The organism is Pacificitalea manganoxidans (genome assembly GCF_002504165.1).
Lineage (GTDB): Bacteria > Pseudomonadota > Alphaproteobacteria > Rhodobacterales > Rhodobacteraceae > Pacificitalea > Pacificitalea manganoxidans.
In genome coordinates, this window is record NZ_CP021404.1 from 1,284,343 (window position 1) to 1,308,899 (window position 24,557).

Annotated in this window: 22 protein-coding genes; 15 read left to right on the forward strand and 7 right to left on the reverse strand. The window is 66.8% G+C overall.

The features are described from left to right. The first annotated feature begins 113 nt into the window (after nucleotides 1-113). Nucleotides 114-2,084, forward strand: a complete 1,971-nt coding sequence (locus tag CBW24_RS05895) for a tripartite tricarboxylate transporter permease (protein ID WP_097372975.1) — start codon at nucleotides 114-116, stop codon at nucleotides 2,082-2,084. 17 nt (nucleotides 2,085-2,101) lie between these two features. Further along, complete coding sequence (locus CBW24_RS05900; RefSeq protein ID WP_097372976.1) at nucleotides 2,102-3,154, forward strand: YeiH family protein; 1,053 nt, start codon at nucleotides 2,102-2,104, stop codon at nucleotides 3,152-3,154. A 28-nt stretch (nucleotides 3,155-3,182) separates the two neighbouring features. Here CBW24_RS05900 and CBW24_RS05905 read toward each other — a convergent pair whose 3' ends face one another. The 6 genes from CBW24_RS05905 to CBW24_RS05930 all read right to left on the reverse strand — a co-directional run bounded on the left by CBW24_RS05905 (nucleotide 3,183) and on the right by CBW24_RS05930 (nucleotide 10,068). Next, nucleotides 3,183-4,316 carry a mandelate racemase/muconate lactonizing enzyme family protein gene (locus tag CBW24_RS05905; RefSeq protein WP_097372977.1) on the reverse strand — a complete coding sequence of 378 codons (1,134 nt, stop codon included), beginning with the start codon at nucleotides 4,314-4,316 and terminating at the stop codon, nucleotides 3,183-3,185. Between the two features lie 9 nt (nucleotides 4,317-4,325). Next, the gene (locus CBW24_RS05910; RefSeq protein WP_088662038.1) at nucleotides 4,326-5,129 is read right to left on the reverse strand and encodes an HpcH/HpaI aldolase family protein; all 804 of its coding nucleotides are present in this window, start codon (nucleotides 5,127-5,129) and stop codon (nucleotides 4,326-4,328) included. A gap of 8 nt (nucleotides 5,130-5,137) precedes the next feature. After that, nucleotides 5,138-6,931: an L-arabinonate dehydratase gene (araD, locus tag CBW24_RS05915; RefSeq protein ID WP_097372978.1), complete on the reverse strand. Its 1,794-nt coding sequence runs from the start codon at nucleotides 6,929-6,931 to the stop codon at nucleotides 5,138-5,140. 266 nt (nucleotides 6,932-7,197) lie between these two features. Beyond that, nucleotides 7,198-8,421 (reverse strand): alpha-hydroxy acid oxidase, encoded by a 1,224-nt coding sequence (locus CBW24_RS05920; protein ID WP_097372979.1) that lies wholly within the window; start codon nucleotides 8,419-8,421, stop codon nucleotides 7,198-7,200. Between the two features lie 15 nt (nucleotides 8,422-8,436). Further along, nucleotides 8,437-9,114 carry an RraA family protein gene (locus tag CBW24_RS05925; protein WP_088662035.1) on the reverse strand — a complete coding sequence of 226 codons (678 nt, stop codon included), beginning with the start codon at nucleotides 9,112-9,114 and terminating at the stop codon, nucleotides 8,437-8,439. A gap of 54 nt (nucleotides 9,115-9,168) precedes the next feature. Then, on the reverse strand, nucleotides 9,169-10,068 hold the full coding sequence (locus tag CBW24_RS05930; protein ID WP_097372980.1) for a DUF1932 domain-containing protein: 900 nt from the start codon (nucleotides 10,066-10,068) through the stop codon (nucleotides 9,169-9,171). Between the two features lie 278 nt (nucleotides 10,069-10,346). Between CBW24_RS05930 and CBW24_RS05935 the strand changes: the two genes are divergently transcribed. From CBW24_RS05935 to CBW24_RS05945, 3 genes are all read left to right on the forward strand, one after another. Continuing rightward, nucleotides 10,347-11,303, forward strand: coding sequence for a tripartite tricarboxylate transporter substrate binding protein (locus tag CBW24_RS05935; RefSeq protein WP_088662033.1), 957 nt, complete (start codon nucleotides 10,347-10,349; stop codon nucleotides 11,301-11,303). 91 nt (nucleotides 11,304-11,394) lie between these two features. Beyond that, nucleotides 11,395-11,955 (forward strand): tripartite tricarboxylate transporter TctB family protein, encoded by a 561-nt coding sequence (locus CBW24_RS05940; RefSeq protein WP_097372981.1) that lies wholly within the window; start codon nucleotides 11,395-11,397, stop codon nucleotides 11,953-11,955. Nucleotides 11,956-11,957: 2 nt separating this feature from the next. After that, nucleotides 11,958-13,472: a tripartite tricarboxylate transporter permease gene (locus CBW24_RS05945; protein WP_097372982.1), complete on the forward strand. Its 1,515-nt coding sequence runs from the start codon at nucleotides 11,958-11,960 to the stop codon at nucleotides 13,470-13,472. 136 nt (nucleotides 13,473-13,608) lie between these two features. Here the strand turns inward: CBW24_RS05945 and CBW24_RS05950 are convergent, their stop codons facing one another. Continuing rightward, nucleotides 13,609-14,256: a GntR family transcriptional regulator gene (locus tag CBW24_RS05950; protein WP_088662030.1), complete on the reverse strand. Its 648-nt coding sequence runs from the start codon at nucleotides 14,254-14,256 to the stop codon at nucleotides 13,609-13,611. A 254-nt stretch (nucleotides 14,257-14,510) separates the two neighbouring features. On the opposite strand from CBW24_RS05950, the gene CBW24_RS05955 reads away from it, so the two are divergent. The 10 genes from CBW24_RS05955 to ccoS all read left to right on the forward strand — a co-directional run bounded on the left by CBW24_RS05955 (nucleotide 14,511) and on the right by ccoS (nucleotide 24,549). Next, nucleotides 14,511-15,422: an NAD(P)-dependent oxidoreductase gene (locus CBW24_RS05955; RefSeq protein ID WP_157773080.1), complete on the forward strand. Its 912-nt coding sequence runs from the start codon at nucleotides 14,511-14,513 to the stop codon at nucleotides 15,420-15,422. A 167-nt stretch (nucleotides 15,423-15,589) separates the two neighbouring features. Beyond that, the gene (fnrL, locus tag CBW24_RS05960) at nucleotides 15,590-16,354 is read left to right on the forward strand and encodes a transcriptional regulator FnrL (protein WP_097372984.1); all 765 of its coding nucleotides are present in this window, start codon (nucleotides 15,590-15,592) and stop codon (nucleotides 16,352-16,354) included. Between the two features lie 114 nt (nucleotides 16,355-16,468). Then, nucleotides 16,469-18,079 carry a cytochrome-c oxidase, cbb3-type subunit I gene (gene ccoN / locus CBW24_RS05965; protein WP_088662027.1) on the forward strand — a complete coding sequence of 537 codons (1,611 nt, stop codon included), beginning with the start codon at nucleotides 16,469-16,471 and terminating at the stop codon, nucleotides 18,077-18,079. 5 nt (nucleotides 18,080-18,084) lie between these two features. Next, on the forward strand, nucleotides 18,085-18,921 hold the full coding sequence (gene ccoO, locus CBW24_RS05970) for a cytochrome-c oxidase, cbb3-type subunit II (RefSeq protein ID WP_097372985.1): 837 nt from the start codon (nucleotides 18,085-18,087) through the stop codon (nucleotides 18,919-18,921). Nucleotides 18,922-18,929: 8 nt separating this feature from the next. Beyond that, nucleotides 18,930-19,133 (forward strand): cbb3-type cytochrome c oxidase subunit 3, encoded by a 204-nt coding sequence (locus CBW24_RS05975; protein ID WP_088662025.1) that lies wholly within the window; start codon nucleotides 18,930-18,932, stop codon nucleotides 19,131-19,133. Then, nucleotides 19,130-20,092 (forward strand): cytochrome-c oxidase, cbb3-type subunit III, encoded by a 963-nt coding sequence (gene ccoP / locus CBW24_RS05980; protein WP_097372986.1) that lies wholly within the window; start codon nucleotides 19,130-19,132, stop codon nucleotides 20,090-20,092. Before CBW24_RS05975 ends, ccoP begins: the two co-directional genes overlap by 4 nt. A 105-nt stretch (nucleotides 20,093-20,197) precedes the next feature. Then, the gene (gene ccoG, locus CBW24_RS05985; protein ID WP_097372987.1) at nucleotides 20,198-21,811 is read left to right on the forward strand and encodes a cytochrome c oxidase accessory protein CcoG; all 1,614 of its coding nucleotides are present in this window, start codon (nucleotides 20,198-20,200) and stop codon (nucleotides 21,809-21,811) included. Further along, nucleotides 21,786-22,262, forward strand: a complete 477-nt coding sequence (locus tag CBW24_RS05990) for a FixH family protein (RefSeq protein ID WP_232530163.1) — start codon at nucleotides 21,786-21,788, stop codon at nucleotides 22,260-22,262. Before ccoG ends, CBW24_RS05990 begins: the two co-directional genes overlap by 26 nt. Continuing rightward, complete coding sequence (locus CBW24_RS05995; protein ID WP_097372988.1) at nucleotides 22,259-24,379, forward strand: heavy metal translocating P-type ATPase; 2,121 nt, start codon at nucleotides 22,259-22,261, stop codon at nucleotides 24,377-24,379. Before CBW24_RS05990 ends, CBW24_RS05995 begins: the two co-directional genes overlap by 4 nt. Next, entirely contained in the window at nucleotides 24,376-24,549 is a 174-nt protein-coding gene (ccoS, locus tag CBW24_RS06000) for a cbb3-type cytochrome oxidase assembly protein CcoS (protein ID WP_097372989.1), read from the forward strand. Before CBW24_RS05995 ends, ccoS begins: the two co-directional genes overlap by 4 nt. The last annotated feature ends 8 nt before the right edge of the window (nucleotides 24,550-24,557 follow it).

The following is a 24,557-nucleotide window of genomic DNA, read 5'->3' on the forward strand; positions in this document are numbered from 1 at the left end:
TCTCGCCTGCGTGCCCCGTCATCCGCGATTGTCCGCGCCGCCGCGCCCCGTGACCGGCACCGGACGATCCCAAGCGCCGCGGCCCCGTTTCGTCAGCCGAATGGACCTCACCCATGCTCGACTACCTGTTTGCGGCCCTGTCGCCGCTCAACGTATTTCTGGCGCTGCTCGGCGTCGCCGCTGGCACCATCATCGGGTCGATCCCCGGCCTGACTGCCACGATGGCGGTGGCGGTGCTGGTGCCTGTGACATTCGCGATGGCGCCTGAAAGCGCGCTGATCCTGCTGGGCGCGATCTATACCGGCGCGATCTATGGCGGGGCCTATGCGGCGATCCTGCTCAACACGCCCGGCACGCCTTCGGCCATCGGCACCACGTTTGACGGCTATCCGATGGCGAAACGCGGCGACGGCGATCTGGCGGTGTCGGTGGCGTGCCTGTCCTCGCTGGTGGGCGGGGTCATCGGGGCCGTTGCGCTGCTGCTGCTGGCGCCGCCGCTGGCCGAGGCCGCGCTGGCCTTTGGTCCGGTGGAATATTTCTGGCTGGCCATCTTCGGCCTGTCGCTGATCGCGGCGCTGTCGACGGGGGACTTCCTGAAAGGGCTGATCGGCGCGGCGTTCGGCATCCTGATCGCGATGGTCGGCATTTCCGAGACCAGCGCCGAGGTGCGGTTCACCTTTGGCTCCAACACCCTGCTGGGCGGGATCGAGACCGTTTCCGCGCTGATCGGGCTCTACTGTGTGCCGGTGCTGATCGAGCTTGCCGCGCGGTCCTCGCGCCATTTAAAGGAGCCGGAGGAAACCCGCGGCTTCCGCCTGCCCGAAGCCATCGCCATCCTGATGCGCGAGAAATTCAATGTGCTGCGCAGTTCCGTTATCGGCACGCTGGTCGGGGCGCTGCCCGGTGCGGGCGGCTCCATCGCCGGGCTCGTGGCCTATTCCGAGGCGCGCCGCACGGGCAAGGGCAAACCCGCCTATGGCGAAGGCAATCCCGGCGGCATCGTCGCCACCGAAAGCGCCAATAACGCCACCGTCGGCGGCGGGTTCATCCCGACGCTGGTGCTGGGCATTCCCGGCACGCCGCCCGATGCCGTGATCCTCGGCGCGCTGCTGGTGCAGGGCGTGCGGACGGGGCCGACGTTGTTCGCCGATGGGTCGAGCATCGTCTACACGTTCATTTTCGGTCTGCTGCTGGCCACGTTCCTGATGCTGCCGGTCGGCCTGCTGATCGGGCGGTTCGCCTATGGCGCCATCGTCCGCGCGCCCAAGGCCGGACTGGTGCCTGTCGTGGCCTTCATGACCGTGATCGGCAGCTTTGCCATCCGCAACAACCTTGCCGATGTCGGCATCATGGTGGTGCTGGGCGTGATCGGCTGGATCGCCGGGCGGCGCGGGTTTTCGGTCTCGCCCATCGTGCTGGGGCTGATCCTTGGCCGTATCGCGGAGGAAGGCTTTGTCCAAAGCTGGACCATCGGCGATGCGATGGGCAATGTCTGGGGGCAGTTCTTTGGCCGTCCGCTGTCGCTGGTCATCATCGTGCTGACGGTGCTGAGCTTCCTCTACCCGTTCCTGCCGCGGCTGAAACAGCTGGCCACCCGCCGCACCCCGGCTGAAATCGCAGCGCGCCCGCGTGCCACGCCTGCGGCGATGGCCCGCGATCTGATGGCGATCGGGGTGATGGCTCTGGTCGCGCTGGTGGCGCTGATCCAGACCGGCTCGCTCAACCCCGAAGCCGCCGTGTTCCCGCGCACCATTGCCATCGGCATGCTGGTGCTGTGCATGGGCGCGGCGCTCAACACGCTGGTGACCCGCCATGTGACCGAAGACCGCTCGCCCGGCTCCACCCCGCGGCGCGTCGGCGTGCCGATTGCGATGGGGCTGGCGGTGGTGCTGGTGCCGGTGCTGGGCTTTGCCGCTGCGGGTGTGGTGATGGCGCTGCTGCTGATGCTGCTGTCGCAATACCACAGGCTCAGCACGCGCGGCTGGGTTGCCCTTGCAGGCAGCGTGGTGGCGATTGTCGTCGCGTTCAGCCTGATCTTCCGCGAAGTGCTGTCGGTGCCACTGCCCGGCGGTGCGCTCTTCTGAAAGGCCGTTACCTCCCAATGACAGACCCTGTTCCACAAACCCCGACCGCGCCCCAAACGGGGCGCGGTGCCAAGATCACCGCGCGCATCTCCAGCCTCTGGCCCGGCCTGCTGGTCTGCGGGCTGGCCGCGCTGGCGGCGCAGTTCCTGTCCGATCACTACGGCGCGCCCGCGATGCTGATGGCGCTGCTGATCGGGCTGTCGCTGCATTTCCTTGTCGAAGATGGCGAGCGCTGCGCGCCGGGGATCAACATCTCGTCCAAGCTGGTGTTGCGGATCGGGGTGGCGCTGCTGGGCGGGCGGATCAGCTTCGAGGTGTTTGCCGATCTGGGACTGCCCATCGTGGGTCTGATGATCGCCGGGCTGATCGCGACAATGGCATTCGGCGCGCTGGCCGCGCGATTGCTGGGGCGGGGTTGGCGGTTGGCGATCCTTGCCGCCGGGTCGGTCGCGATCTGCGGTGCGTCGGCGGCGATGGCGATTGCGGCGGTGCTGCCGCGCAATGACGTGTCCGAACGCAACCTGAGCTTTACCGTGTTCAGCGTCACGCTGCTGAGCACGGTCGCGATGATCGTCTATCCGATCATCGCGCAGTTGCTGGGACTGGATGAACTTGCCTCGGGCGTGTTTCTGGGCGGCACCATCCACGATGTCGCGCAGGTGGTGGGCGCTGGGTTCTCGGTCTCGGATGAGGTCGGCGAAACCGCAACGACGGTGAAGCTGATCCGCGTGTCGCTGCTGGCGCCGTTTGTCTTGATCCTGACCCTGTCGCTGCGGCAGGCAGGTGTGGAGGAGCGCCGCGACGGGGCCCGCCCGCCGATCCTGCCCGGCTTTGTTCTGGCGTTCCTTGCGCTGGCCTTTGTCAATTCGCTGGGCTGGATTCCGGGCGTGGTGCAGGAGGTGCTGTGGGCGCTGTCGAAATGGGCGATGCTGACGGCGATTGCCGCCGTGGGCATGAAAACCGAACTGAAGCGCATTCTGGAAGTGCCGCGCCAGTCGGTGATCCTGATCGTGTTGAACACGCTGTTCATCGCCGGCTTTGTGCTGGCCGGGACGATGCTGTTGCTGTGAGAAGGAAACAGGCGGCGGGGCGCGTGGCTTAGGCCAGCGCCTCGCGCATATGGGTGACGCAGGCGCGAATGTCGCGGGGCAGGTCATCCACCCCGATGCCGGGACCAGCGCCGACCTGCCAATACCCGTCCACGATCCGGTCCGCGACCGCGCCGAAGCTGTCGCGCAGGGGGTTGGGGTTCACATCGACCTCCAGCAGGCCGGGACCGCCAGCGGCGGCCAGCAGATGCCCCGACGCCGCAAGCCCGATGCCACCGCCCAAGAAATGCGGGCAGTAGACCCGGCCCGCATCCAGCGCCCGGCGCGCCACGTCGAGACAGCCGGTGAAGCCGCCCCATTTGGCGATGTCGGGTTGATAGAAATCCAGCACGTCCAGATCGGTCGCGGCGGCGAATTCGTTGAAGCCTGCGAGGTTCTCGCCCCCCGCCAGCGGCACGCGCCCGGTCAGGCTTTGCCAGTCTTCGGGCGGCAAATCGGCGCGGATCGGCTCTTCCATCCAGCCGATGGGCAGATCGGCGATGCGGTCCAGAAACCCTGCGGCCTCAGACGCGCTCCATGCCTGATTGGCATCCAGATAAAGCGTCTCACCCGGCGCCAGTCCTGATGCGATCTCCCGCACGCGGGCAGGGTCGCGATCCCGGTCGAAGCCGACCTTGACCTTGAACCCGGTGAAGCCATCGGCGCGGGCCTGCGGGATCACCCGCTCCGCCGCGTCGATATGGATGCCGCTGGCATAGGCGGGGACCGTCGCCACCGGCGCAGCCCCCAGCGCGCGGTGCACGGGCATGTCCCCGCGCCGCGCGACCAGATCCCACATGGCCTGATCGATCCCGGCCAACACCTGTCGGAAGGGGCCGAATTCACCGCATTGCAGCGCCCGGATATGGGTCCGCGCGGCAAGGTTGTGAAACAACGCGGCGGGGTCGTCGGCGGGCTGGCCCAGAACCAGCCCGGCGATGTCATCGGCCATTAGGTTGACGCGATGCTCCGCCCCGGCGGCGGGCCAGTTGGCAAACACCTCACCCCAGCCGAAGCCGCCCGCGTCATCCTCGATCCGCAAAAACACCGCCGGTCGGTCGCGCATGGTGCCAAAGGATGTGCTGACCGGTTCGGTGATTGGGCTGCGACAGGCCCAAGCCTGCAAACGGATGATGCGGGGCATGGTGGCTCCTCAGTAGGCGGAAGCCCCGGCGGCAAGGGTGGCCGGAGCGCTGCCGCGCAGGGTATCGAGCGTCTCGCGGGCCTGCGCCTTCATCAGCGCCATATCGGACCCGATCGCGGCATAGGTATAGCCCATGTCGATGTAATCCTGCACCATTTTCGCATTCGCGCCGACAATCCCCACGGGCAGCGACAGCTTGGCCGCGTCGCGTGCGGCCTGTGCCAGAACCTGCTGCACTTCGGGGTGATCGATCTGGCCGATATAGCCCATCGAGGCCGCCATATCGCCCGGCCCCACAAAGATCCCGTCGATCCCCGGCACGGCAGCGATGTCGGCCATGTTGGACAGCGCTTCGGGGGTTTCCAACTGCACCAGAACGCAGGTTTCATCGTTGGCGCGCTGCAGATAGTCGGTGCTGGCACCATAGCCGGAGCTGCGATGCACGGCGGCCACGCCGCGCATCCCCATCGGCGCGTATTTGGCGGCGCGCACGGCGGCGCGGGCCTCGTCTGCGGTCTGCACGAAAGGCAGCATGATCGTGTTGGCCCCGCCATCGAGCACCTGCTTGATCGTCACCGGGTCGTTCCACGGCAGCCGCACCAGCGCCCGCGCGGGGGTCAGCGCGATGGCGCGCAGGATATTCGCCGTCTCCTCGATGCCGATCGGCACATGTTCCATGTCGAGCACGAGGAAATCGAAGCCCGCATGTCCCAGTGCCTCGGCGGTGGAGGGCGTGCCCGACATCAGCCATGTGCCCAGCGGCACATCGGCGCGGGCGGTGAGACGGGGTTTCAGCGTGTTGGTAATATCCATGTCGTGCCTCAGTAGATCGGGGGTTCCGGCACCGGATCGGTGCCTTCGAGAAAGTCGAAATCGCAGCCTTCATGCGCCTGCGAGACGTGTTTTTGGTAAAGCGCGGTAAAGCTGCGGCGATAGGCGGAGACAGGCGGCTGCCATGCGGCGCGGCGGCGGGCCAGTTCATCCTCGGGCAGGTCGATATCGATGCGCCCGCCGGGCACGTCCAGCACCACCATGTCGCCGGTTTGCAGCAGCGCCAGTGGCCCGCCAACCGCCGCTTCGGGCGAGATATGCAGCACGCATGTCCCGGCATGGGTGCCGCTCATCCGTCCGTCGGAGATGCGCACCATATCGGTGACGCCCTGTTTCAGCAGTTTGACCGGGATTGGCAGATTGCCCCATTCCGGCATGCCCGGCCCGCCCACGGGACCGGAATTGCGCAGCACCAGAACGGTGTCGGCGGTGACATCCAGATCGGGATCGTTGATGCGCGCGGCCATATCGGCGGGGCCTTCGAAGACCAGCGCGGGACCGCGATGATTGAGGCGCTCGGGATCGGCGGCGGAGGTTTTCATGATCGCCCCGTCGGGCGCCAGATTGCCGCGCAGCAGCGCCAGCGTCCGGCCTGCCGACAGCGGCACCACCGGATTGTCGAGCCCGCGGATCACGTCGTCGTCGTGGCAGGCGGCCCCGTCAAGCGCCGCGCCAAGGCTGCGCCCCTCCACCGTGCGGGCCGCGCCGTCGATATGGGCGCCAAGCTTATTGAGCAGGGCGGGCAGGCCACCGGCGAAATGGAAATCCTCCATCAGGTAGCCGCCCGAGGGGAACAGATTGGCCAGCACCGGGATTTCGCCCGCCGCCGCGCTCATGTCATCGAGGGACAGATCCAGCCCCGCACGCCGCGCCATCGCGATCAGGTGGATCGCGGCATTGGTCGAGCCGCCCAGCGCCATATAGGTCGCAAGCCCGTTGCGGATGCTGGCGGGGCTGAGGATGTCGGAGGGTTTAAGATCCTCCCACACCATCGCCACCGCGCGTTCGCCGCACCATGACGCCAGCCGGGGATGCCCCGAATCCGCGGCGGGCACGCTGGACGCGCCGGTGGGCGACAGCCCCATCGCGTCGACGATGGAGGTCATGGTCGACGCCGTGCCCATCGTGTTGCACGTCCCGTGAGAGCGGGTCATGCGGCTTTCCAGATCGATCCAGTCGTCTTTGGTGATCGCGCCGGTTTGCAGCTGATTCCAGAACGTCTTGGTATGGGTGCCCGCGCCGGTGACCTGCCCGCGCCAGCGCCCGCTCGACATCGGCCCGGCAGGGCAGAAGATCGTCGGAATATCCATCGAAATCGCGCCCATCAGCAGGCCCGGCGTGGATTTATCGCAGCCGCCCAGCAGCACGCAGCCGTCGATGGGGTGGGAGCGCAGAAGCTCTTCGGTCTCCATCGCAAGGAAGTTGCGGTAAAGCATGGTCGTGGGCTTCACCATCACCTCGCCCACCGACAGGGCGGGCAGTTCGATGGGGTAGCCACCGGCCTGCCAGACGCCGCGCTTCACCGCCTGTGCCCGGTCGCGCAGATGGGCATGGCAGGGGCTGACATCGCTCCATGTGTTGATGATGCCGATCACCGGCTTGCCCATGAATTCTTCGCGGCGCATTCCCATCTGCTGGGTGCGCTGCCGGTGCGCAAAGCCGCGAATGTCGTCGGAGGCGAACCAGCGCTGACTGCGCAGATCGTCGATTGTCTTGCGCGCGGCGGTCGTGCCCGCGTCGTCCTGCGTGGCGGCAGTGTCGCGGGTGTTTTCAGGCGATGTCATCAGGCCTCCCCTCCCGATCCGTGGCGGTCGTCCAGCCCCCGGATGGCTGACGGGCAGCACCGGGCGCGGAGCTATTTCGTAGCGCTGCGAAGTCGGGCTGTCAATCGCTACGGCGGCGGCGATGTGCATGGCCTTTGCAAACGGGGATCAGCGGCATGCAGCCACGCCTGACGCCCCGCGATGGCGCAGGGCCATGCGGGGCGGGGGTGGAGCTTGGTAGGGGGCGAGTGATCGGGCCGGGGCGCATGGCCCCGCCCGGTCCCGGGTCAGACCGGCGTGCCCAAGGGGCGCACCAGCGGCGAGGCCGCGCGCAGATCGGCGATTGTGTGCAGGCCCAACAGCGCCATGTCGCGGTCGATCTCCTCGGCCAGCAGGCGCATCGCGTGCTGCACGCCCGGCACGCCATAGGTCGCAGCGGCATACAGGAACGGACGCCCGACAAAGGTGAAATCCGCGCCCAGTGCCAGCGCCTTGATCACATCGGTGCCCCGCCGAATACCGCTGTCGAACATCACCGTCATGTCGGGCACGGCGGCGCGGATGTCGGGCAGGGCCTGCAGCGCGGAAATCGCGCCATCGAGTTGCCGCCCACCGTGGTTCGACACGATGATCCCGTCGCAACCGACCGATTGCGCCTCGCGCGCGTCGTCGGGATGCAGCAGGCCCTTGGCGATCAGCTTGCCGGGCCAGCGGGACCGGATATAGGCTAGGTTGGCCCAGCACAGACGGTCCCGCGCGATAGTGGACCGCACCAACGTGCGCGAAAAGAGCGGCGGCCCCTGCACCGATTCCATATTCTCGAAATGCGGCATGCCACGGGTCATCATTTCGCGCCCCAGCGTGCCCAGCGACCAGCGCGGATGGGTCACCCCCTGCCACAGCAGCTTCGGCGACAGGCGGAACGGCGCGTCGAACCCGTTGCGCGCATTGTTTTCGCGGTTGGCGGACACGGGCACATCGGCGGTCACGACCAGCGTGTCAAAGCCGGAGCGCAGCAACCGGTCGATCAGCGCGCCAATGCGGGTCTCGTCGCCGGGGATATAGGTCTGAAACCAGCGGCTGCCGCCTTCGGTCGCGACCCGTTCCAGCGGGGTGACGGAAGCCGCCGAACAGATCGCGAAGCTGCCCGCCGCGCGCGCGCCCTTGGCCAATGTCACATCGCCATCATAGGCCGCGACCGCGCTGAACCCCATCGGCGCGATGCCCACGGGCAGGCTGTGCTCCTCTCCGAACAGGGTCGTTGCGATGCTGCGGCCCGCCATGTCGCGCAGCACCCGAGGGCGCAGGCCGTAGCGGCCAAAATCACTGCGGTTCGCGGCAAGGCTCCAGTCGGTTTCGACTCCGCCGCGCACATATTCGAAGATCGGTTTCGGCAGCAGGCGGCGGGCCTTCCGTTCGAAATCGTCAAGCGCCAGCATCCCGCGCAGACGGCGCGGGACGGTGGAGGACTTGCGCCGCACGATGGCGACGGAGGCAGGCTCGCGGCTCATTGCTGGGACACGCGATCAAGCAAGTTCGCAGCCGCGAGATTTCAGGGTCTCTTCGACCCACGCGCGATCCTCGCGACCTTCGGCGATCTGGCGCAGTTCGACCTGCTCGGCGTCGTATTTGGCGCGCGCGGCGGTCAGCAGCGCCTCGGCCTGCTCGTAGGGCACGCTCAGGATGCCGTCTCCGTCGCCCAGTATCAGGTCGCCCGGCTCGATGGTCATGCCGCTGATCGAGATCGGAGTGTTCATTTCGCCGGGTCCGTCCTTATAGGGGCCACGATGGGTGATGCCGGCCGCGTAGACCGGGAATTTCATGCTGCGGATTTCGTCCGCGTCGCGGATCGCGCCGTTGATGATGATCCCGGCAATACCGCGTTTCTGGGCGATGGCCACCATGATTTCCCCCATGATGGCCGTCGTCACCTCGCCGCCCGCATCGACCACGATCACATCGCCGGGCGTGGCGTGATCCAGCGCGTAATGCAGCACCAGATTGTCGCCCGGACGGCAGCGGACGGTCAAGGCGGGCCCGGAGAGGGTCACCGCATGGGTGTGGATCGGGCGCAACGTGGTGCCCCCGGCGAACATGCGCGACATGCAGTCGCTGACATTGGCGACAGGCAGGGCGCGGAACGCCTCGGCCAGATCGGCACTGACCTGCCGGGTGCGGTTATGGATGCGAAAGCCAAGGGTCATGAAGGTCTCCTGTTAGGCGGGTCTATAGGGGTGAATATGAGGGGCGCGCGCGGCTCAGGCCGCGGTGGCTGCCCGCGCCAGCAGCCAGTCCAGCGCGCTGGCGGGGTCGGTATCCGGCACCGGCGCGGCGGTCGGGGTGCCGGGCGCGGCATCGGGCGCGCGGGCACTGCGGGCGAACAGCGTGCGGGTGGCTTCGGTCATCGGCGTGGCCAGCCCATGCGCGGCGATCATGCTGCCCGCCGCTTCCACCTCGTGCAGGCGGCGTTCGGCGTGCCGGGGATGGGTGCGCAGCATTTCATTCAGAAAGCCGAACATCTCCACCTCGCCCAGATCCCACAGCATCAACCGCAGCCGGTCGTCATGGTCGAGCATGGCAGCGCAGAGCTTCAACTCGACGAACAGCGCCTCCAGCCCCTTCATGAACACGCTGCGCAGCAGTTTCAGTTCGCTCGCCGCGCCCGGCTCGGCCTGATCGAGGCAGGTGACCCGGCACCCCAAAGGGCCAAGCATCGCGGCGGCCTGTGCCGCCATCGGACCAGCGAGAATCATCGGCGTGGCGACGCCCGACAGACCCACCGCGCCCAGAACGGTGCCGTCGATGAACCGCGCGCCGATCTGGGCCGCCGCCGCGCGCATGGCATCGGGGGCGGAGGAGGTAAGGTCGAGAATCGGGCCATCGCCGGGCAGCGCGCCCAGCCCCGCGAGCACCGCGTCACTGGCGGCGGCGGGGGTCAGCACGATGGTCAGGTCCGTCTGCTCCAACGTGGCGGGCAGGGCGGTGCCCAGCGTGATGCCCAGCGCGCCTGCGTGTGAAATGGCCGCCGGATCGGCCTGTGGATCGACCGCGCGCACCGTGGCCCCGGCGGCGGCAAAGGCCCCCGCATAGGCGCGGCCTGCAGCCCCATACCCCACAACCAGAAGGCGCGGCGCGCCGGCTCTGTCCGTGTCGTTCATGTGATGTCTCCTCCCCATCACCCGGCATAGGGGCCGGTCCTGTGATGCTCGCCGAAAATGAACACAAAAAAAATACATTAAGCAAGAGGCAGCTGTGCTTGTTTTTCGATTGGTCAGAATTGGTCCCCGTGGGGAATCATATAAAAAACTATGTTTTCAACGGATTTAAGAGAAGTTTTGCGATGTGCGTTAAAAATTTCTTTACGCATCGCGGCGGCTCAACTATCCATTTTTGTATCCATAGATACGCCTGCAGGGATGCAGGCAAGGGAGGACACATGAACAAGTATCTTGCCGCCACCGCGGTGGTTCTGGCGTCGGCATTGCCCGCGCTGGCCGAATATCCCGAGCGCCCGATCAATATGATCGTGGCCTATAGCGCCGGGGGCGGCACCGATATCGCGGCCCGCACGCTGGCTCCGTTCGTCGAGAAATATCTGGGCGAGGATGCCTCGATCGTCGTGCTGAACCGCGCCGGAGCCGGAGGGGAGATCGGCTTTACCGAACTCGCGCAGGCGGAGCCCGACGGCTACACCATCGGCTTCGTCAACACGCCAAACCTGCTGACCATCCCGATCCAGCGCGACGCGCGCTATTCGCTGGAAAGCTTCCGCCCCATCGCCAATGTGGTCGAAGATCCCGGTGCGTTCAGCTTCCTGCCCGATAGCGGCATCGAAACCTTCGATGACATGATCGCCTACGCCAAGGAAAACCCCGGCAAGCTGACCTACGGCACCACCGGGCTTGGCTCGGACGACCATCTCAGCGCGCTGCAGTTCGAGCGTCTGACGGGGGTGGAGCTGAAACATGTGCCGTTCCCCGGCAATGCCGATGTGCGCACCGCCGTTCTGGGCGGGCATGTGATGATGGCCAGCATGAACATTTCCGAGACGATCGCGGATGTGCATGAAGGCAAGCTGCACGCGCTGGGCCAGATGGCCGAAGAGCGGTGGGACGGCGCGCCCGATGTCGCGACCTTCGGCGAGCAGGGCTATGACGTCATCATGGGGTCGCAGCGCGGTCTGGCTGCGCCTGCCGGTGTCGATGACGAAATCATCGCCAAGCTTGAGGCCGCGGTGAAATCCGCCATCGACGATCCCGAGTTTCAGGAAAAAGCCAAGCAGCAGCACCTGCCGCTGGCGTTCATGAGCTCGGACGCGTTCCTCACCAACCTGCAGGCGCAGACCGAAACCTACAAAGCGCTGTGGGAAAAGACCCCTTGGGTGCAGGAATAATCGACACCGGCGGGGCAGTCTGCTGCCCCGCCGGATTGCACGATCGTGCCGATGGGAAATTGAGGGTCGCGGGACGACCGGGGAGAACTGAATGAAAAAGGCTGCAATCGAGTGCGGCGTGGCGGTCGGCCTTGTTGTGCTGAGCGGCGCCGGGCTGATCGAGGCCTGGGGCTATCGCGGCGGCAGCGGACTGATGCCGCGCGCCGTGATGGCAGGGACAATGGGATTGGCGGCGGTCTGGGCGCTGCAATCGGTGCGGGTGCTCAGGTCGTCGCGGGTGCTGGCGCCGGGCGATGACACGCTGTCGGCGCCGCAGGTTGCCGGATCGGCCAGCGACCTTGCCGCCGAACTGGCCGCCGAACCGGCGCGCAACCCGGCGGCCGAGCCTGTTCATATCCCGCCCGAACAGCGCCGCGCGGGCCTGATCGTGGCGGCGGGCGGGCTATTTTTGCTCATTGGCATGTCGGTTCTCGGCTTCTTCACCACTGCGGCGATTGCCGTGCCCGCGATGGCATGGGGGCTGGGCTACCGCCGCCCGCTGGGCCTGCTGCTGGGCACCGCGTGTTTCATCGTTCTACTGCTTCTCGTGTTTCGGGCATTGCTGGCCTTGCCGCTGCCGCCCGAGGCCATATTCACCCTGTTCGGAGGCTGACAATGGCCACGATTTTCCAGCACATGCTTGACGCGCTGCCGCTGCTGTTCACATGGCAGGCGATCCTTGCGATGATGGGCGGCACCGCCATTGGCATTGGCGTCGGCGCATTGCCCGGCCTGTCGGCCACGATGGGCATTGCGGTTCTGGTGCCGCTGACATTCACTATGCAGCCGGTGACGGCGCTGGGGATGATCGCGGGCATCTATAACGGCGCGATGTATGGCGGCTCGATCCCTGCAATCCTGCTGCGTATTCCCGGCACGCCCGCCGGTATCGCCACGGTGTTCGATGGCTATCCCATGGCGCAGAAGGGTCAGGCCAAACTTGCCCTGCGCATTTCGCTGGTCTCCTCTAGCATCGGCTCGGCGGTCAGTGCCGTGGCGCTGTTGCTGCTGGCGCCGCCGCTGTCGCTGATCGCGCTGAAATTCAGCCCGGCGAATTATTTCTGGCTGGCTTTGTTCGGGCTGATGACCATTGCGGTCCTGCTGTCGAACAACCCGGTCAAGGGTCTGCTGTCCGCCTGTCTCGGCCTTGCTGTCGGCATGGTGGGGATCGACATGATGACCGGGGTGGAGCGGTTTGCCTTTAACGAACTGGGCCTGCTGAGCGGGGTCAACATCATCGTCATGCTGACCGGCCTTTACGCCATTCCGCCCGCCATCGACCTTGCGCTCAACCCGCCCAAGCCCGAGGCTGAGATGCAGGAATTGCGCGGCGAAACCGTCGGGTTCCGCTGGGCGGGGCTGATCCCGGTCTGGGCGAAATCGTCGTTGATCGGCGTCGTGACCGGCATCATCCCGGCACTGGGCGGCAATATCGCGGCGCTGTTTGCGTGGAATGAGCAGCGGCGCGGCGACCCGGACAAGGACAAGTATGGCAAAGGCGCGCCCGAAGGCATCGCCGCGCCTGAATGCGCCAACAACGCCGACACCGCCGCGACCCTGATCCCGGCGCTGACACTGGGCATTCCGGGCAGTTCCGTCGCCGCGATCATTCTGGGCGCGCTGCTGGTGCACGGTCTGGTGCCGGGGCCGCAACTGTTCCGCGATAAGGCCGACATCACTTATGGCTTCATGCTGTCCATGCTGGTCACCTCAGGCATGATGCTGGTGATGGGCGCCCTCGGCGCGCGGATTTTCGTCAATGTGCTCAAGATGCCGACGCAGCTGCTGGCGGGGATGATCCTGACGCTGGCGATGATCGGCGTCTATGCGATCCATAACAGCATGTTCGAGGTGTGGCTGATGCTGGGCTTCGGGCTGGTGGGCTATGCGATGGAGAAGCTCGACATTCCCACCGCGCCTGCCGTGCTTGCCATGATCCTTGGTCCCATCGCCGAGGAAAATCTGCGCCGGGCGTTGCTGATCTCGGGCGACAGTTTTCTGGCGCTGGTGCAGGGGCCGATCTCGATCCTGTTGATCGTGCTGATCCTTGGCTCCACCGGGGTGCCGCTCTTGCGCAAATATCTGGCGCGGCAGAAGCGGCGGCAGGCGCTGGCGCAGACCGGCGCGTAACGGGGCCGGAGGTTCGCCCGCGGGCAGCGTCCTCCGGGCGGGCTTGGGCCGGGCGACGGGTCAAACGGGGCCGACCGGACGAACGGGGCAGGGGGCGTGGACTGCCGCCTGCCTCCCGTCACCAGCCCCCCGCAGCCTAGTCCCGGGCGGCGGAGCGGCGGCGAAACCGCTCCATCGCCGCATTCAGATGGCACGACACCATCGACCGTGCCCATTCGCCATTGCCCAGCCGGATCGCCTTGGCGATCTCGCGGTGGTGGCGCAGGCTTTCTGCGATGTCGTCGTCGTCGTAGATGTAGAAGCCACCGATCACCATCGGCACCTCCAGCAGATGCCGCCCCGAAAGCCGCAAATGCGGGCTGCCCGCGCCCTCGTAGAACATCTGATGAAACTCGCGATTGCCCCGGTCCATTGCCTTGATCCAGTCCGGGCGCTTGTCGATATGGGCCTGTTCCATTTCGGTGCAGATCTGCTCCATCCGGGTGATCTGCGCGTCGCTGGCATGTTGCGCGCACAGCGTCGCCGCGTAGCCCTCCAGCAGGATGCGCAGGCGAAACACCTCGGCGGTGTTCTCCACATGCCACGGGGTCACGATGGCGCCGCGCTTTTCGCCCAGCGTCAGCAACCCTTCGGACACCAAGCGGCTGATCGCGGCGCGGATCGGGGTGCGGCTGACGTTGAATTCGCCGGCCAGCGCCTCTTCCTTCAGCTGGGTGCCGGGATCATAATGGCTGGTCAGCAGCCTGCGGCGGATCGCGGTGTAAACGGTTTCGGTCGCGTTCATGGTTCTGTCCTGCTGCCCCTGCGGCGGCGGCGGATGCGGGCCCGCCTGTCACGTTTGTATCTTTTTTGTGCAGAACCGCGCCCCAAGCGCAAGCAGGTTGCCACGGCAACTTCGACGATACGCCAAGGGTTGCGTCAAAACTCGGGGCGTCATGCCCCCCGCGGGCCGGGATGGTCGGGATACAAAACCCCGCTGCCCCGCGACGCGCCACCTCCCCCGACCCGCCCCGCGCGGGCAGTTTAGAAAGGACCACCATGACCCCGACGCCGCTGATCTGGATCACCGAACAGATCCATCCTGACGCCGTAGAGATGCTGCGCGCGCGGGCAGAGATCATCCTGCCCGGTGAGGATGCGACCCCGCATCATGATCGCATCACCGGCATCGTCGTGCGGGCCGCGCCCATCGACGCCGATCTGATCGCCCGCCTGCCTGCGCTGCGCGTGGTCGGCAAACATGGCGTGGGCACCGACAATATCGACCAGCCCGCCCTCAGCGCCCGCGACATCGCCCTGCACACCGCCGCGGGCGCCAATGCCGAAAGCGTCGCGGATCTGGCCCTGACGCTGGCGCTGATGCTGGCGCGTGCGCCCGACATCGCCTCGGACGCGCTCAAGCGCGGCACGCCGCGTCCCAATGTGGACATGACCGGGTATGAGCTGTCGGAACTGCCTTGCGGCATCCTTGGCATGGGCGTGATCGGTCGGGCGGTGGCACGGCGGCTTGCCGGGTTCGGCGCGCAGGTCTCGGGCTATGACCCGATGCTGCCGGACGCCGAGTGGCCCGACAGCGTCGCGCGCCGCGCCAGCGTAGATGCGGTGCTGGAAGACACGCGGATGCTATTTTTGCACCTGCCCCTGACCCCGGACACCCGTCACATGCTCGACCTGACGCGCTTGCGCCAGATGCCGCAGGGCAGCTTTCTGGTGAACTGCGCCCGCGGCGGCATCGTGGACGAGGCCGCATTGGCGCAGGCGCTCAACGAGGGTCATCTGGCAGGCGCGGCCACCGATGTGTTCGAACGCGAACCCCCGGCGCCCGACCTGCCTCTGCTGCACGCGCCCCGGATCATCGGCCTGACCCATCTGGGCGCCCAGACCCACGCCGCCCTGCGCCGCACCGGCACGCTGATCGCTACCAAGGTTCTGACCGAACTGGGGGTGTGAGCCTGAGGCTGTGAACCTGAGGCAAAGGCGGATCAGGCGCGCCCGATCCGCCGCCTCGGGCTAATGCAGCGTCGCCAATACGGCTTCTGGTTGATACTGTGGCGAGATGGCGCTTTGACGGCGGGGTGGTTTTCGGTGTTTGCCGTCGCCAGCAACAAGGGCATGACATGACAGCGACCACACCCATCCTTGCCGCGCATGGCGCGCTTGCCTCGCAGAATTGTCAGGCCTGTCCGATCCGCCATCGGGCGGTCTGTGCGAAATGCGACGATGACGAACTGGTCCGTCTTGAGCGGATGAAAAGCTATCGCACTTGGCAGGCCGGGGAGACCATCGTGATGGAGGGCGGCGCGCTGCCTTTCGTCGGGTCGGTGGTCAAGGGCTCGGCCTCCCTGACCCGCTATCTGGAGGATGGGCGGGTGCAGATGGTGGGACTGCTCATGCCCTCGGACTTCATCGGGCGACCGGGGCGCAAGACCGCCCCCTATAAGGTGACCGCCATCACCGAGGTGACGCTGTGCATGTTCGACCGCAGCCGGTTCGAGGCCTTGCTTGAAAGCTCCATGCATGTGTCATCGCGGCTGCTGGAGATGTCGCTCGACGAACTTGATGCCGCGCGGGACTGGATGCTGCTTCTGGGGCGCAAAACCGCGCGGGAGAAGGTCGCGACCTTTCTTGCGCTGGTCTTTCGCCGCGCGCCCACCTCCGCCGCGCCCTTGCGCTGCACCCTGCCTTTGGGGCGCGACACCATCGCCACCTATCTGGGTCTGACCATCGAAACCGTAAGCCGTCAGGTCACCGGGCTGCGCCGCGAAGGGGTGATCCGGCTGGAGGGCAATGGCCGCACGATCCTGTGCGACGACTTCCCCGCGCTGCTGGCGCAGGCCGGCGACGATGCGTTTGACGACGCGGACGACCCGTTTTTCCGCTAACCGCACGGCTGACCGGACGGCAATAACCCCGCAGCCTGCCCGCGTTTGATCCAGATCAAGGCACGGCCCTCATCGACATGCGATCTCGCTCCCAAAGACAAAGGGATTCGGGATATGTTCGATATGCTCAAGTTGGTCGTGCTGGCGATCATCATGATCTTCGCGGCGCTGGGGGCGAACTGGGCGCGCGACCCGGCCTATATGGTGCACGCCCTGCTCATCATGGGGATTTCCGCAGGGCTGTTCGTGTGGCAACTGCGCCAAATCCCGGTCGAAGACGGGCCAGCGCCGGTCGCGCCCGCGCCGCAGGGCTACATGGACGGGCCGGTGCGCTACGGCGTCATCGCCACCGCCTTCTGGGGGGTCGTGGGCTTCCTCGTGGGGACGTATATCGCGTTTCAGCTGGCATTCCCGGCGCTCAACATCGAATGGGCGCAGCCCTACGCCAATTTCGGGCGGCTGCGCCCGCTGCATACCAGCGCCGTGATCTTTGCCTTTGGCGGCAACGCCCTGATCGCCACGTCCTTCTATGTGGTGCAGCGCACCTCCGCCGCGCGGCTCTGGGGCGGGAATGCGGCGTGGTTCGTATTCTGGGGCTATCAGCTGTTCATCGTGCTGGCGGCGACCGGCTATCTGCTGGGTTCCACCCAGTCCAAGGAATACGCCGAGCCGGAATGGTATGTGGATATCTGGCTGACGGTCGTCTGGCTTGTCTATCTGGCGGTGTTCTTTGGCACGATCCTGCGCCGCCGCGAACGGCATATCTATGTGGCGAACTGGTTCTACCTCGCCTTCATCATCACCGTCGCGATGCTGCACCTGATCAACAACCTGTCGGTGCCGGTGTCGATCTGGGGCTCGAAATCGGTGCAGGTCTTTGCCGGTGTGCAGGACGCGATGACCCAGTGGTGGTATGGCCATAACGCCGTCGGCTTTTTCCTGACCGCGGGCTTTCTGGGGATGATGTATTACTTCGTGCCCAAGCAGGCCGGGCGCCCGGTCTATAGCTACAAGCTGTCGATCATCCATTTCTGGGCGCTGATCTTTCTCTATATCTGGGCGGGTCCGCACCATCTGCACTACACCGCGCTGCCCGACTGGGCCGCGACGCTGGGCATGGTGTTTTCGATCATCCTGTGGATGCCCAGCTGGGGCGGTATGATCAACGGGCTGATGACCCTGCAAGGCGCGTGGGACAAGATCCGCACCGATCCGATCATCCGTATGTTCGTGGCGTCGCTGGCCTTCTACGGCATGTCGACCTTCGAAGGCCCGATGATGTCGATCCGCGCGGTCAATTCGCTGTCGCATTACACCGACTGGACGATTGGCCATGTGCATTCCGGGGCGCTGGGCTGGAACGGGCTCATCACCTTTGGCGCGCTCTATTTCCTGACGCCGCGCCTCTGGGGGCGGGAGCGGATGCATTCGGTTTCGGCGATCAACCTGCATTTCTGGCTCGCGACCGTGGGGATCGTTCTCTACGCCGCCTCGATGTGGGTGTCGGGCATCATGGAGGGCCTGATGTGGCGCGAGGTGGATGCCAACGGCTTCCTCGTCAACAGCTTCGCCGACACCGTTGACGCCAAATTCGTGATGTATGTGGTCCGTGGTCTGGGCGGGGTTCTCTACCTCAGCGGCGGCGCGGTCATGGTCTGGAACATGTGGATGACGATCCGCGCCCCGCAGGCGCATCCCGTCACCGTCGCGACGCCAGCGGAGTAAGACAGATGGCCAAGAACCCCCAAAACCCCGATTACGATCCGGCCGATGACCCCAAGGTCGTCACCGCCAGCGAAGGTCTGAAAACAGGCGCTATTCCCAATGAATTGCCGCCCGAAACCCAGACCATCACCTTTCACCAGCGCTTCGAGCGGAACGCCACGCTGCTGCTTGTCGGCGCGCTCGCGGTGGTCAGCATCGGCGGGGTGGTGGAAATCGCGCCCCTGTTCTGGCTGGAAAACACCATCGAGGAGGTCGAAGGCATGCGGCCCTATTCGCCGCTCGAACTGGCCGGGCGCGACATCTATGTGCGCGAGGGGTGCTATGTGTGCCACAGCCAGATGATCCGCCCCATGCGCGACGAGACCGAGCGCTATGGCCATTACAGCCTTGCGGCGGAATCCATGTATGACCACCCGTTCCAATGGGGGTCGAAGCGGACCGGGCCGGATCTGGCGCGGGTCGGCGGGCGCTATTCGGACGAATGGCATGTCGATCATCTGAAAGACCCGCAATCGGTGGTCCCTGAAAGCGTGATGCCGAAATACGCCTTTCTGATGGACCAGCCGCTGAGCAGCGCGGATATCACCGATCTGGTCGCGACCCATCGCTTGGTCGGCGTGCCCTATACCGATGACATGGTCGCCAGCGCGAGCGCGGATTTCCGTGTGCAGGTCGATCCCTTCGGCGCCTATGACGAGATGCTGGAACGCTACCCCGGCGCGCAGGTGCGCAATTTCGACGGCGCGCCCGGCATCAGCGAAATGGATGCGCTGATCGCCTATCTTCAGATGCTCGGGACGCTTGTCGATTTTTCGACCTTCGTTCCCGATGCCAGCCGCTGAGGCCCGCCATGGATACCTATTCCTATCTGCGTCATCTGGCCGACAGCTGGGCGCTGCTGGTTCTGACCCTGATCTTTCTGGGCGTCATCGGCTGGTGCTTCAGGCCCGGATCGCGCGCGTTGCACGACGACGCCGCAGACGTGCCCTTCCGCCACGACCGTCCTGATACTGGCCGCGCCGATATTGGCCGCACAGAGGGAGCTTCCCGATGACCGACACCCGCAAAATCGACCCCGCGACCAACACCGAAACCACCGGCCATAGCTGGGACGGGATCGAGGAGCTGAACACACCGTTGCCGCGCTGGTGGCTGTGGACGTTCTACGCGACGATTGTCTGGGGCGTGATCTATACGATCCTGTATCCCGCATGGCCGTTGGTACCCGGCGCGACGGCGGGGCTGCTGGGCTATTCGACCCGTGCCGAGGTCGCCGCCGAGATCGAGCGCGTGGCGCTGTCGAACGCCGATCTCGAACGCCGCCTGACCTCCGTCGATCTGACCGCGCTGCAAGACGACGAGCCGCTGCACCGCTTCGCCGTTCAGGCCGGGCGTTCGGTCTTTGCCGCCAATTGCTCCCAATGCCATGGGGCGGGGGCCGGGGGCGTCGTCGCGTCGGGCTATCCCAACCTGCTGGACGATGATTGGCTGTGGGGCGGGTCGATTGACGACATCGCCTATACCGTCCGCCACGGCATCCGCAACGAAGAAGACCCCGACACGCGGTTTTCGGAAATGCCGCCCTTTGACTGGATGGACCGCTCGGAACAGGACGCAATCGCCCATTTCGTGCGCAGCCTGTCGGATCTGGCGCATGACCCGGTCGCCGCTGATACCGGGGCGGGGCTGTTTGCTGACAACTGTAGCTCCTGCCACGGGGAGGCGGGGCAGGGCGACCGCACGCTGGGCGCGCCCAATCTGGCCGATGCGATCTGGCTGCGCGGCAGCAGCCACGAGGCGATCCTGCGCCAGCTTGGCACCCCGCGCATGGGCGTGATGCCCGCATGGCAGGCCCGGCTGGGGGAGGCCGATGTCCGCGCCGTGGCGGCCTATGTGCACGGGCTCGGCGGCGGCGAGGCGACAGCGGCGGACCCCTCCGCGCCTGCGCCCGCGCCTGCGTCCACGGCTGCGCCCGCGCCCGCCCCGGCAGCCGCAGACGACCCGGCCCGGTAATCCGCGCCGGGCCGGGGCGCGCCCGCTGCGCATTTGACGCAGATCAATGCGGCCCGCGCGCCCAAGGCGTAGGCCGCAGCACATCAACCCGGAGCTTGCGCCGCCATGTCCCAAAATCCCCCCGCCCTGTTCGCCGCGCGCGAACCGATCTTTCCGCGCCGGGTCAGCGGCACGTTTCGCAGGCTGAAATGGCTGATCTTGTTCGTGACGCTGGGCATCTACTACGTCACGCCGTGGCTACGCTGGGACCGGGGGCCGAACCTGCCCGATCAGGCGGTGTTGGTGGATCTGGCGAACCGGCGGTTCCACTTCTTCTGGATCGAGATCTGGCCCCATGAATTCTACTTCGTGGCGGGGCTGCTGATCATGGCCGGGCTGGGGCTGTTTCTGTTCACCTCGGCGCTGGGCCGGGTGTGGTGCGGATATGCCTGCCCGCAGACGGTCTGGTCCGATCTGTTCATGACCGTGGAACGCTGGATCGAAGGCGACCGCAATGCCCGCATCCGGCTGCACAAGGCCCCCTGGGACGTCCGCAAATGGCGCCTGCGGCTCAGCAAATGGGCCCTGTGGCTGGCGATCGCGGTGGCGACGGGTGGCGCGTGGGTGTTCTATTTCGCCGATGCGCCCACGCTGGCGCGCGATCTGATCACGCTCGACGCGGCGCCGGTGGCCTATGTCACCATCGGCGTGCTGACCGCCACGACCTTTGTCTTTGGCGGGTTCATGCGCGAACAGGTCTGTATCTACATGTGTCCGTGGCCACGCATTCAGGGCGCGATGATGGACCCCGGCACGCTGACCGTGGGCTACCGGGATTGGCGTGGCGAGCCGCGCGGCAAAGGCGGGGTGAAACGTCAGCAGGCGGCGGCGGAGGCCATTGGCCGGGGCGATGCGGTGGCCCGCTATGGCGTGGCGGTGGATAAGAACGCCGCCGGCACCCGGCAGGCCCGCACCGGCGAGGCGCTGGGCGATTGCATCGATTGCCACGCCTGTGTCGCCGTTTGTCCCATGGGCATCGACATCCGCGAAGGCCAGCAGATGGAATGCATCACCTGCGCGCTCTGCATCGATGCCTGCGATGACGTGATGGCCCGGATCGGGCGTCCGCGCGGCCTGATCGATTATCTTGCCCTCGACGACCGGCCCCCCACCGTGCCGGGCGACCGCGCCGCCGTGGCGGGGCTGGCCGAGGCCCCCGCAGGCCATGTCGCAGGCGCCACGCAACCGGCATGGCAGCCCAAGCCGCTGTGGCAGCACGTCTTTCGCCCGCGCACCTTGGTCTATACCTGCGCATGGGCGGCGATTGGCGTGCTGCTCGTGGTGGCGCTGTTCGTCCGCCCCGAGATCGACATGACCATCGCGCCGGTCCGCAACCCGACCTTTGTCACCCTCTCCGATGGCTCGATCCGCAACGCCTATGACGTCCGGCTTCGGAACAAACATGGCGAGGCCCGGCAGTTTCAGCTGTCGCTGGTGGCGGATGGCGATCTGCGCCTGATGCTGGAGGGCGGACCGGGCCGCAGCGTGGAGGTGCCCGCCGATGCGACCCGGCTCCAGCGGGTCTATGTCATCGCCCCGCCGCAAGACCCGGCAGCCACTGGGCAGCGCAGCGATCTGCGGTTCTGGGTCGAAGATACCGTCTCGGGCGAACGCGCCTATGGCGACACGATTTTCAATGGAAAGGATAGCGCCGATGCGCGTCATGCAAACGCAGGCTGAACGCGGCCTGACCGGCTGGCATGTGCTGGCCATGTTCGTCACCGGATTTTCGATCATCATCGCGGTGAACATCACGCTTGCGATCAACGCGGTGCGCACCTTCCCCGGTAAGGAAACGGAGTCGAGCTATGTCGCCTCGCAGCATTTCGACAGCGACCGCGCGGCGCAGGAGGCGCTGGGCTGGACGGTGCAGGCCGATCTGAGCCCAAGCGCCCTGCGCCTGAGCGTGCGGGATGCGGCGCAGGCCGTGGTCAAACCGCAGATCGTGGCCGCCACGCTGGGCCGCGCCACCACGGTTGCCGATGATATGACCCCCGCCTTCGACTGGACCGATGGGGCATGGATCGCCCCGGTCACCGCCGGGCCCGGCAACTGGAACCTGCGGATCGAAATGCTGGCCGCCGATGGCACCCTATTTCGCCGCCGCATCGCGTTGCGGGTGGTGCAATGACCCTGCTTGCCTGTCCGGGGTGTGTGGCCGCCGCCCATGTCGCGGATACCGCCGCTGACGCCGGATCGCAGGCCGCTGACGCCGTTTATATCGCCCTGCCGCAGATCCGCTGCGCCGCGTGCATCTCGGGGGTGGAGGCGGTGCTGGCGGCGTTGCCCTCCGTCGCCAGCGCGCGCGTCAACCTCAGCGCCAAGCGGGTGCGCGTCGTCCTCAGCCCCGGACATGACCTGAGCCGGGCGCTCGACGCGTTGAACGAGGCGGGCTATGAGGCGCATGAACTGGACGCCGCCGCCCTGCGCCCCGCAGGCGATGTCGAAGGCCGCAGCCTGCTGGCGCGGGCCGCTGTCGCGGGCTTTGCCATGATGAATGTGATGGCCATTTCCGTCGCCGTCTGGTCCGGCGCGGGCGATGCCACGCGGGCGATGTTTCACTGGGTCTCTGCCGCCATCGCGCTGCCGGCGCTGGCCTTTTCTGCGGTGCCGTTCTTTGCCTCCGCCGCTGTCGCGTTGAAGGCGCGGCGCATGAACATGGATGTGCCGATTGCGCTGGCGATCGTGCTGGCGGCGGCGACCTCGCTTTATGAAACCATCGCCGATACCGGCGCGCATACATGGTTCGACGCGGCGCTGTCGCTGACCTTCTTTCTGCTGGTGGGCCGGTATCTGGAGCATCGCGCCCGCGCCTCTGCCCGGTCGGCGGCGGCGGAACTGACCGCGCTCGAACTGCCCCGCGCGACGCGGCTGACGGCTGAAGGGCGCGAAACGGTCGATGTCGCCGCGCTTTGTCCCGGCGACCGGATCGCGCTGGCGGCAGGCGCGCGCGCGCCGGTGGACGGCACCGCCGAACGCGCCGCCATGATCGACCGCTCGGCCCTGACGGGGGAGGCCGCGCCGGTCGCCATCGCCCAAGGCGGCGCGATCGGTGCGGGGGAGGTGATCCTTGGCGCGCCGCTGACCCTGCGTGTGACCCGCCGCGCCGAGGACAGCGCCTTGCGCCGCTTGGCCGCGCTGGTCGAAATCGCCGAAACCGGACGCCATCGCTACAGCGGTCTGGCGGATCGCACCGCGCGGCTCTACGCGCCGGTCGTGCACGGGCTTGCGGCGGCGGCCTTTGTGCTGTGGTGGGCCGTCACGGGCGATCTGCACCACGCCATCGCCGTTGCCACCGCCACGCTCATCATCACCTGTCCCTGCGCGCTGGCGCTTGCCATTCCGGCGGTGACCGCCGCGATGACGGGGCGGCTCTTTCGCGCCGGGGTGCTGCTGAAATCGCCGACGGCGCTGGAACGTCTGGCAGAGGTCGATTGCGTCCTTTTCGATAAGACCGGCACCCTGACCGAAGGCGTGGCGCGGCTGCCGGATCTAGACCCTGCCGCCGCCTCGGTGGCGCTTGCTCTGGCGCAGGCCTCCGATCACCCGGCCTCCCGCGCGCTGGCCGCGTCGCTGGCGCAGCACGCGCCCGCGCTGCTGGAGGATCTGCACGAGACGCCGGGCGCGGGAATCAGCGGCCTGTGGGATGGGGCATTGGTGTGTCTGTGGCGCGGGGCCGACGGGCCGGAGCTGCATCTGCCCGACCGTCGCATCCCGCTGCCCATGCGCGAAACACCGCGTCCGGGCGCGGCCGAGGCCATCGCCCGCCTGCGCCGGGATGGCTTTGACGTCGCAATGCTGACCGGGGATGGGGCGGACCGCGCCGCCGATCTGGCCGCGCGTCTTGGTATCGAGCGGGTCCATGCGGATATCCGCCCCGCGGACAAAGCCGCGCTGGTTCACCAGATGGCCGCGCAGGGCAAGCGTGTGCTGATGGTCGGGGACGGGCTGAATGACACCGCCGCGCTGGCCGGGGCACATGCGTCGCTCGCGCCCGCAACCGCGCTCGACGCCGCGCGGGTGGCGTCGGACGGGGTGATGCTGGCCGGGGATCTGCGCGGGGTCTGTGACACGCTTGATCTGGCCCGCCGGGCGCGCAGGCGCATCCGCCAGAACCTGATCCTTGCGGCGGTCTACAATGCCGTTGCGATCCCGGTCGCGGTCACGGGGCTGGCGACACCGCTGATGGCGGCGGCGGTAATGTCGTCCTCCTCCATTCTGGTCGTTTTGAACGCGGTGCGGCGATGAATATCCTTGTGGTTCTGATCCCGGTTTCGGTCTGTCTGGGCGCGGCTGGTCTGGCGGCATGTCTGTGGACATTGCGCCACGGCCAATATGACGACCTCGACGGGGACGCGGCGCGGATCCTGCTGGACGACGCCGATGCTCCCCCGCCCCGACCGCTGACCAAACCGTAAGCGGCCCG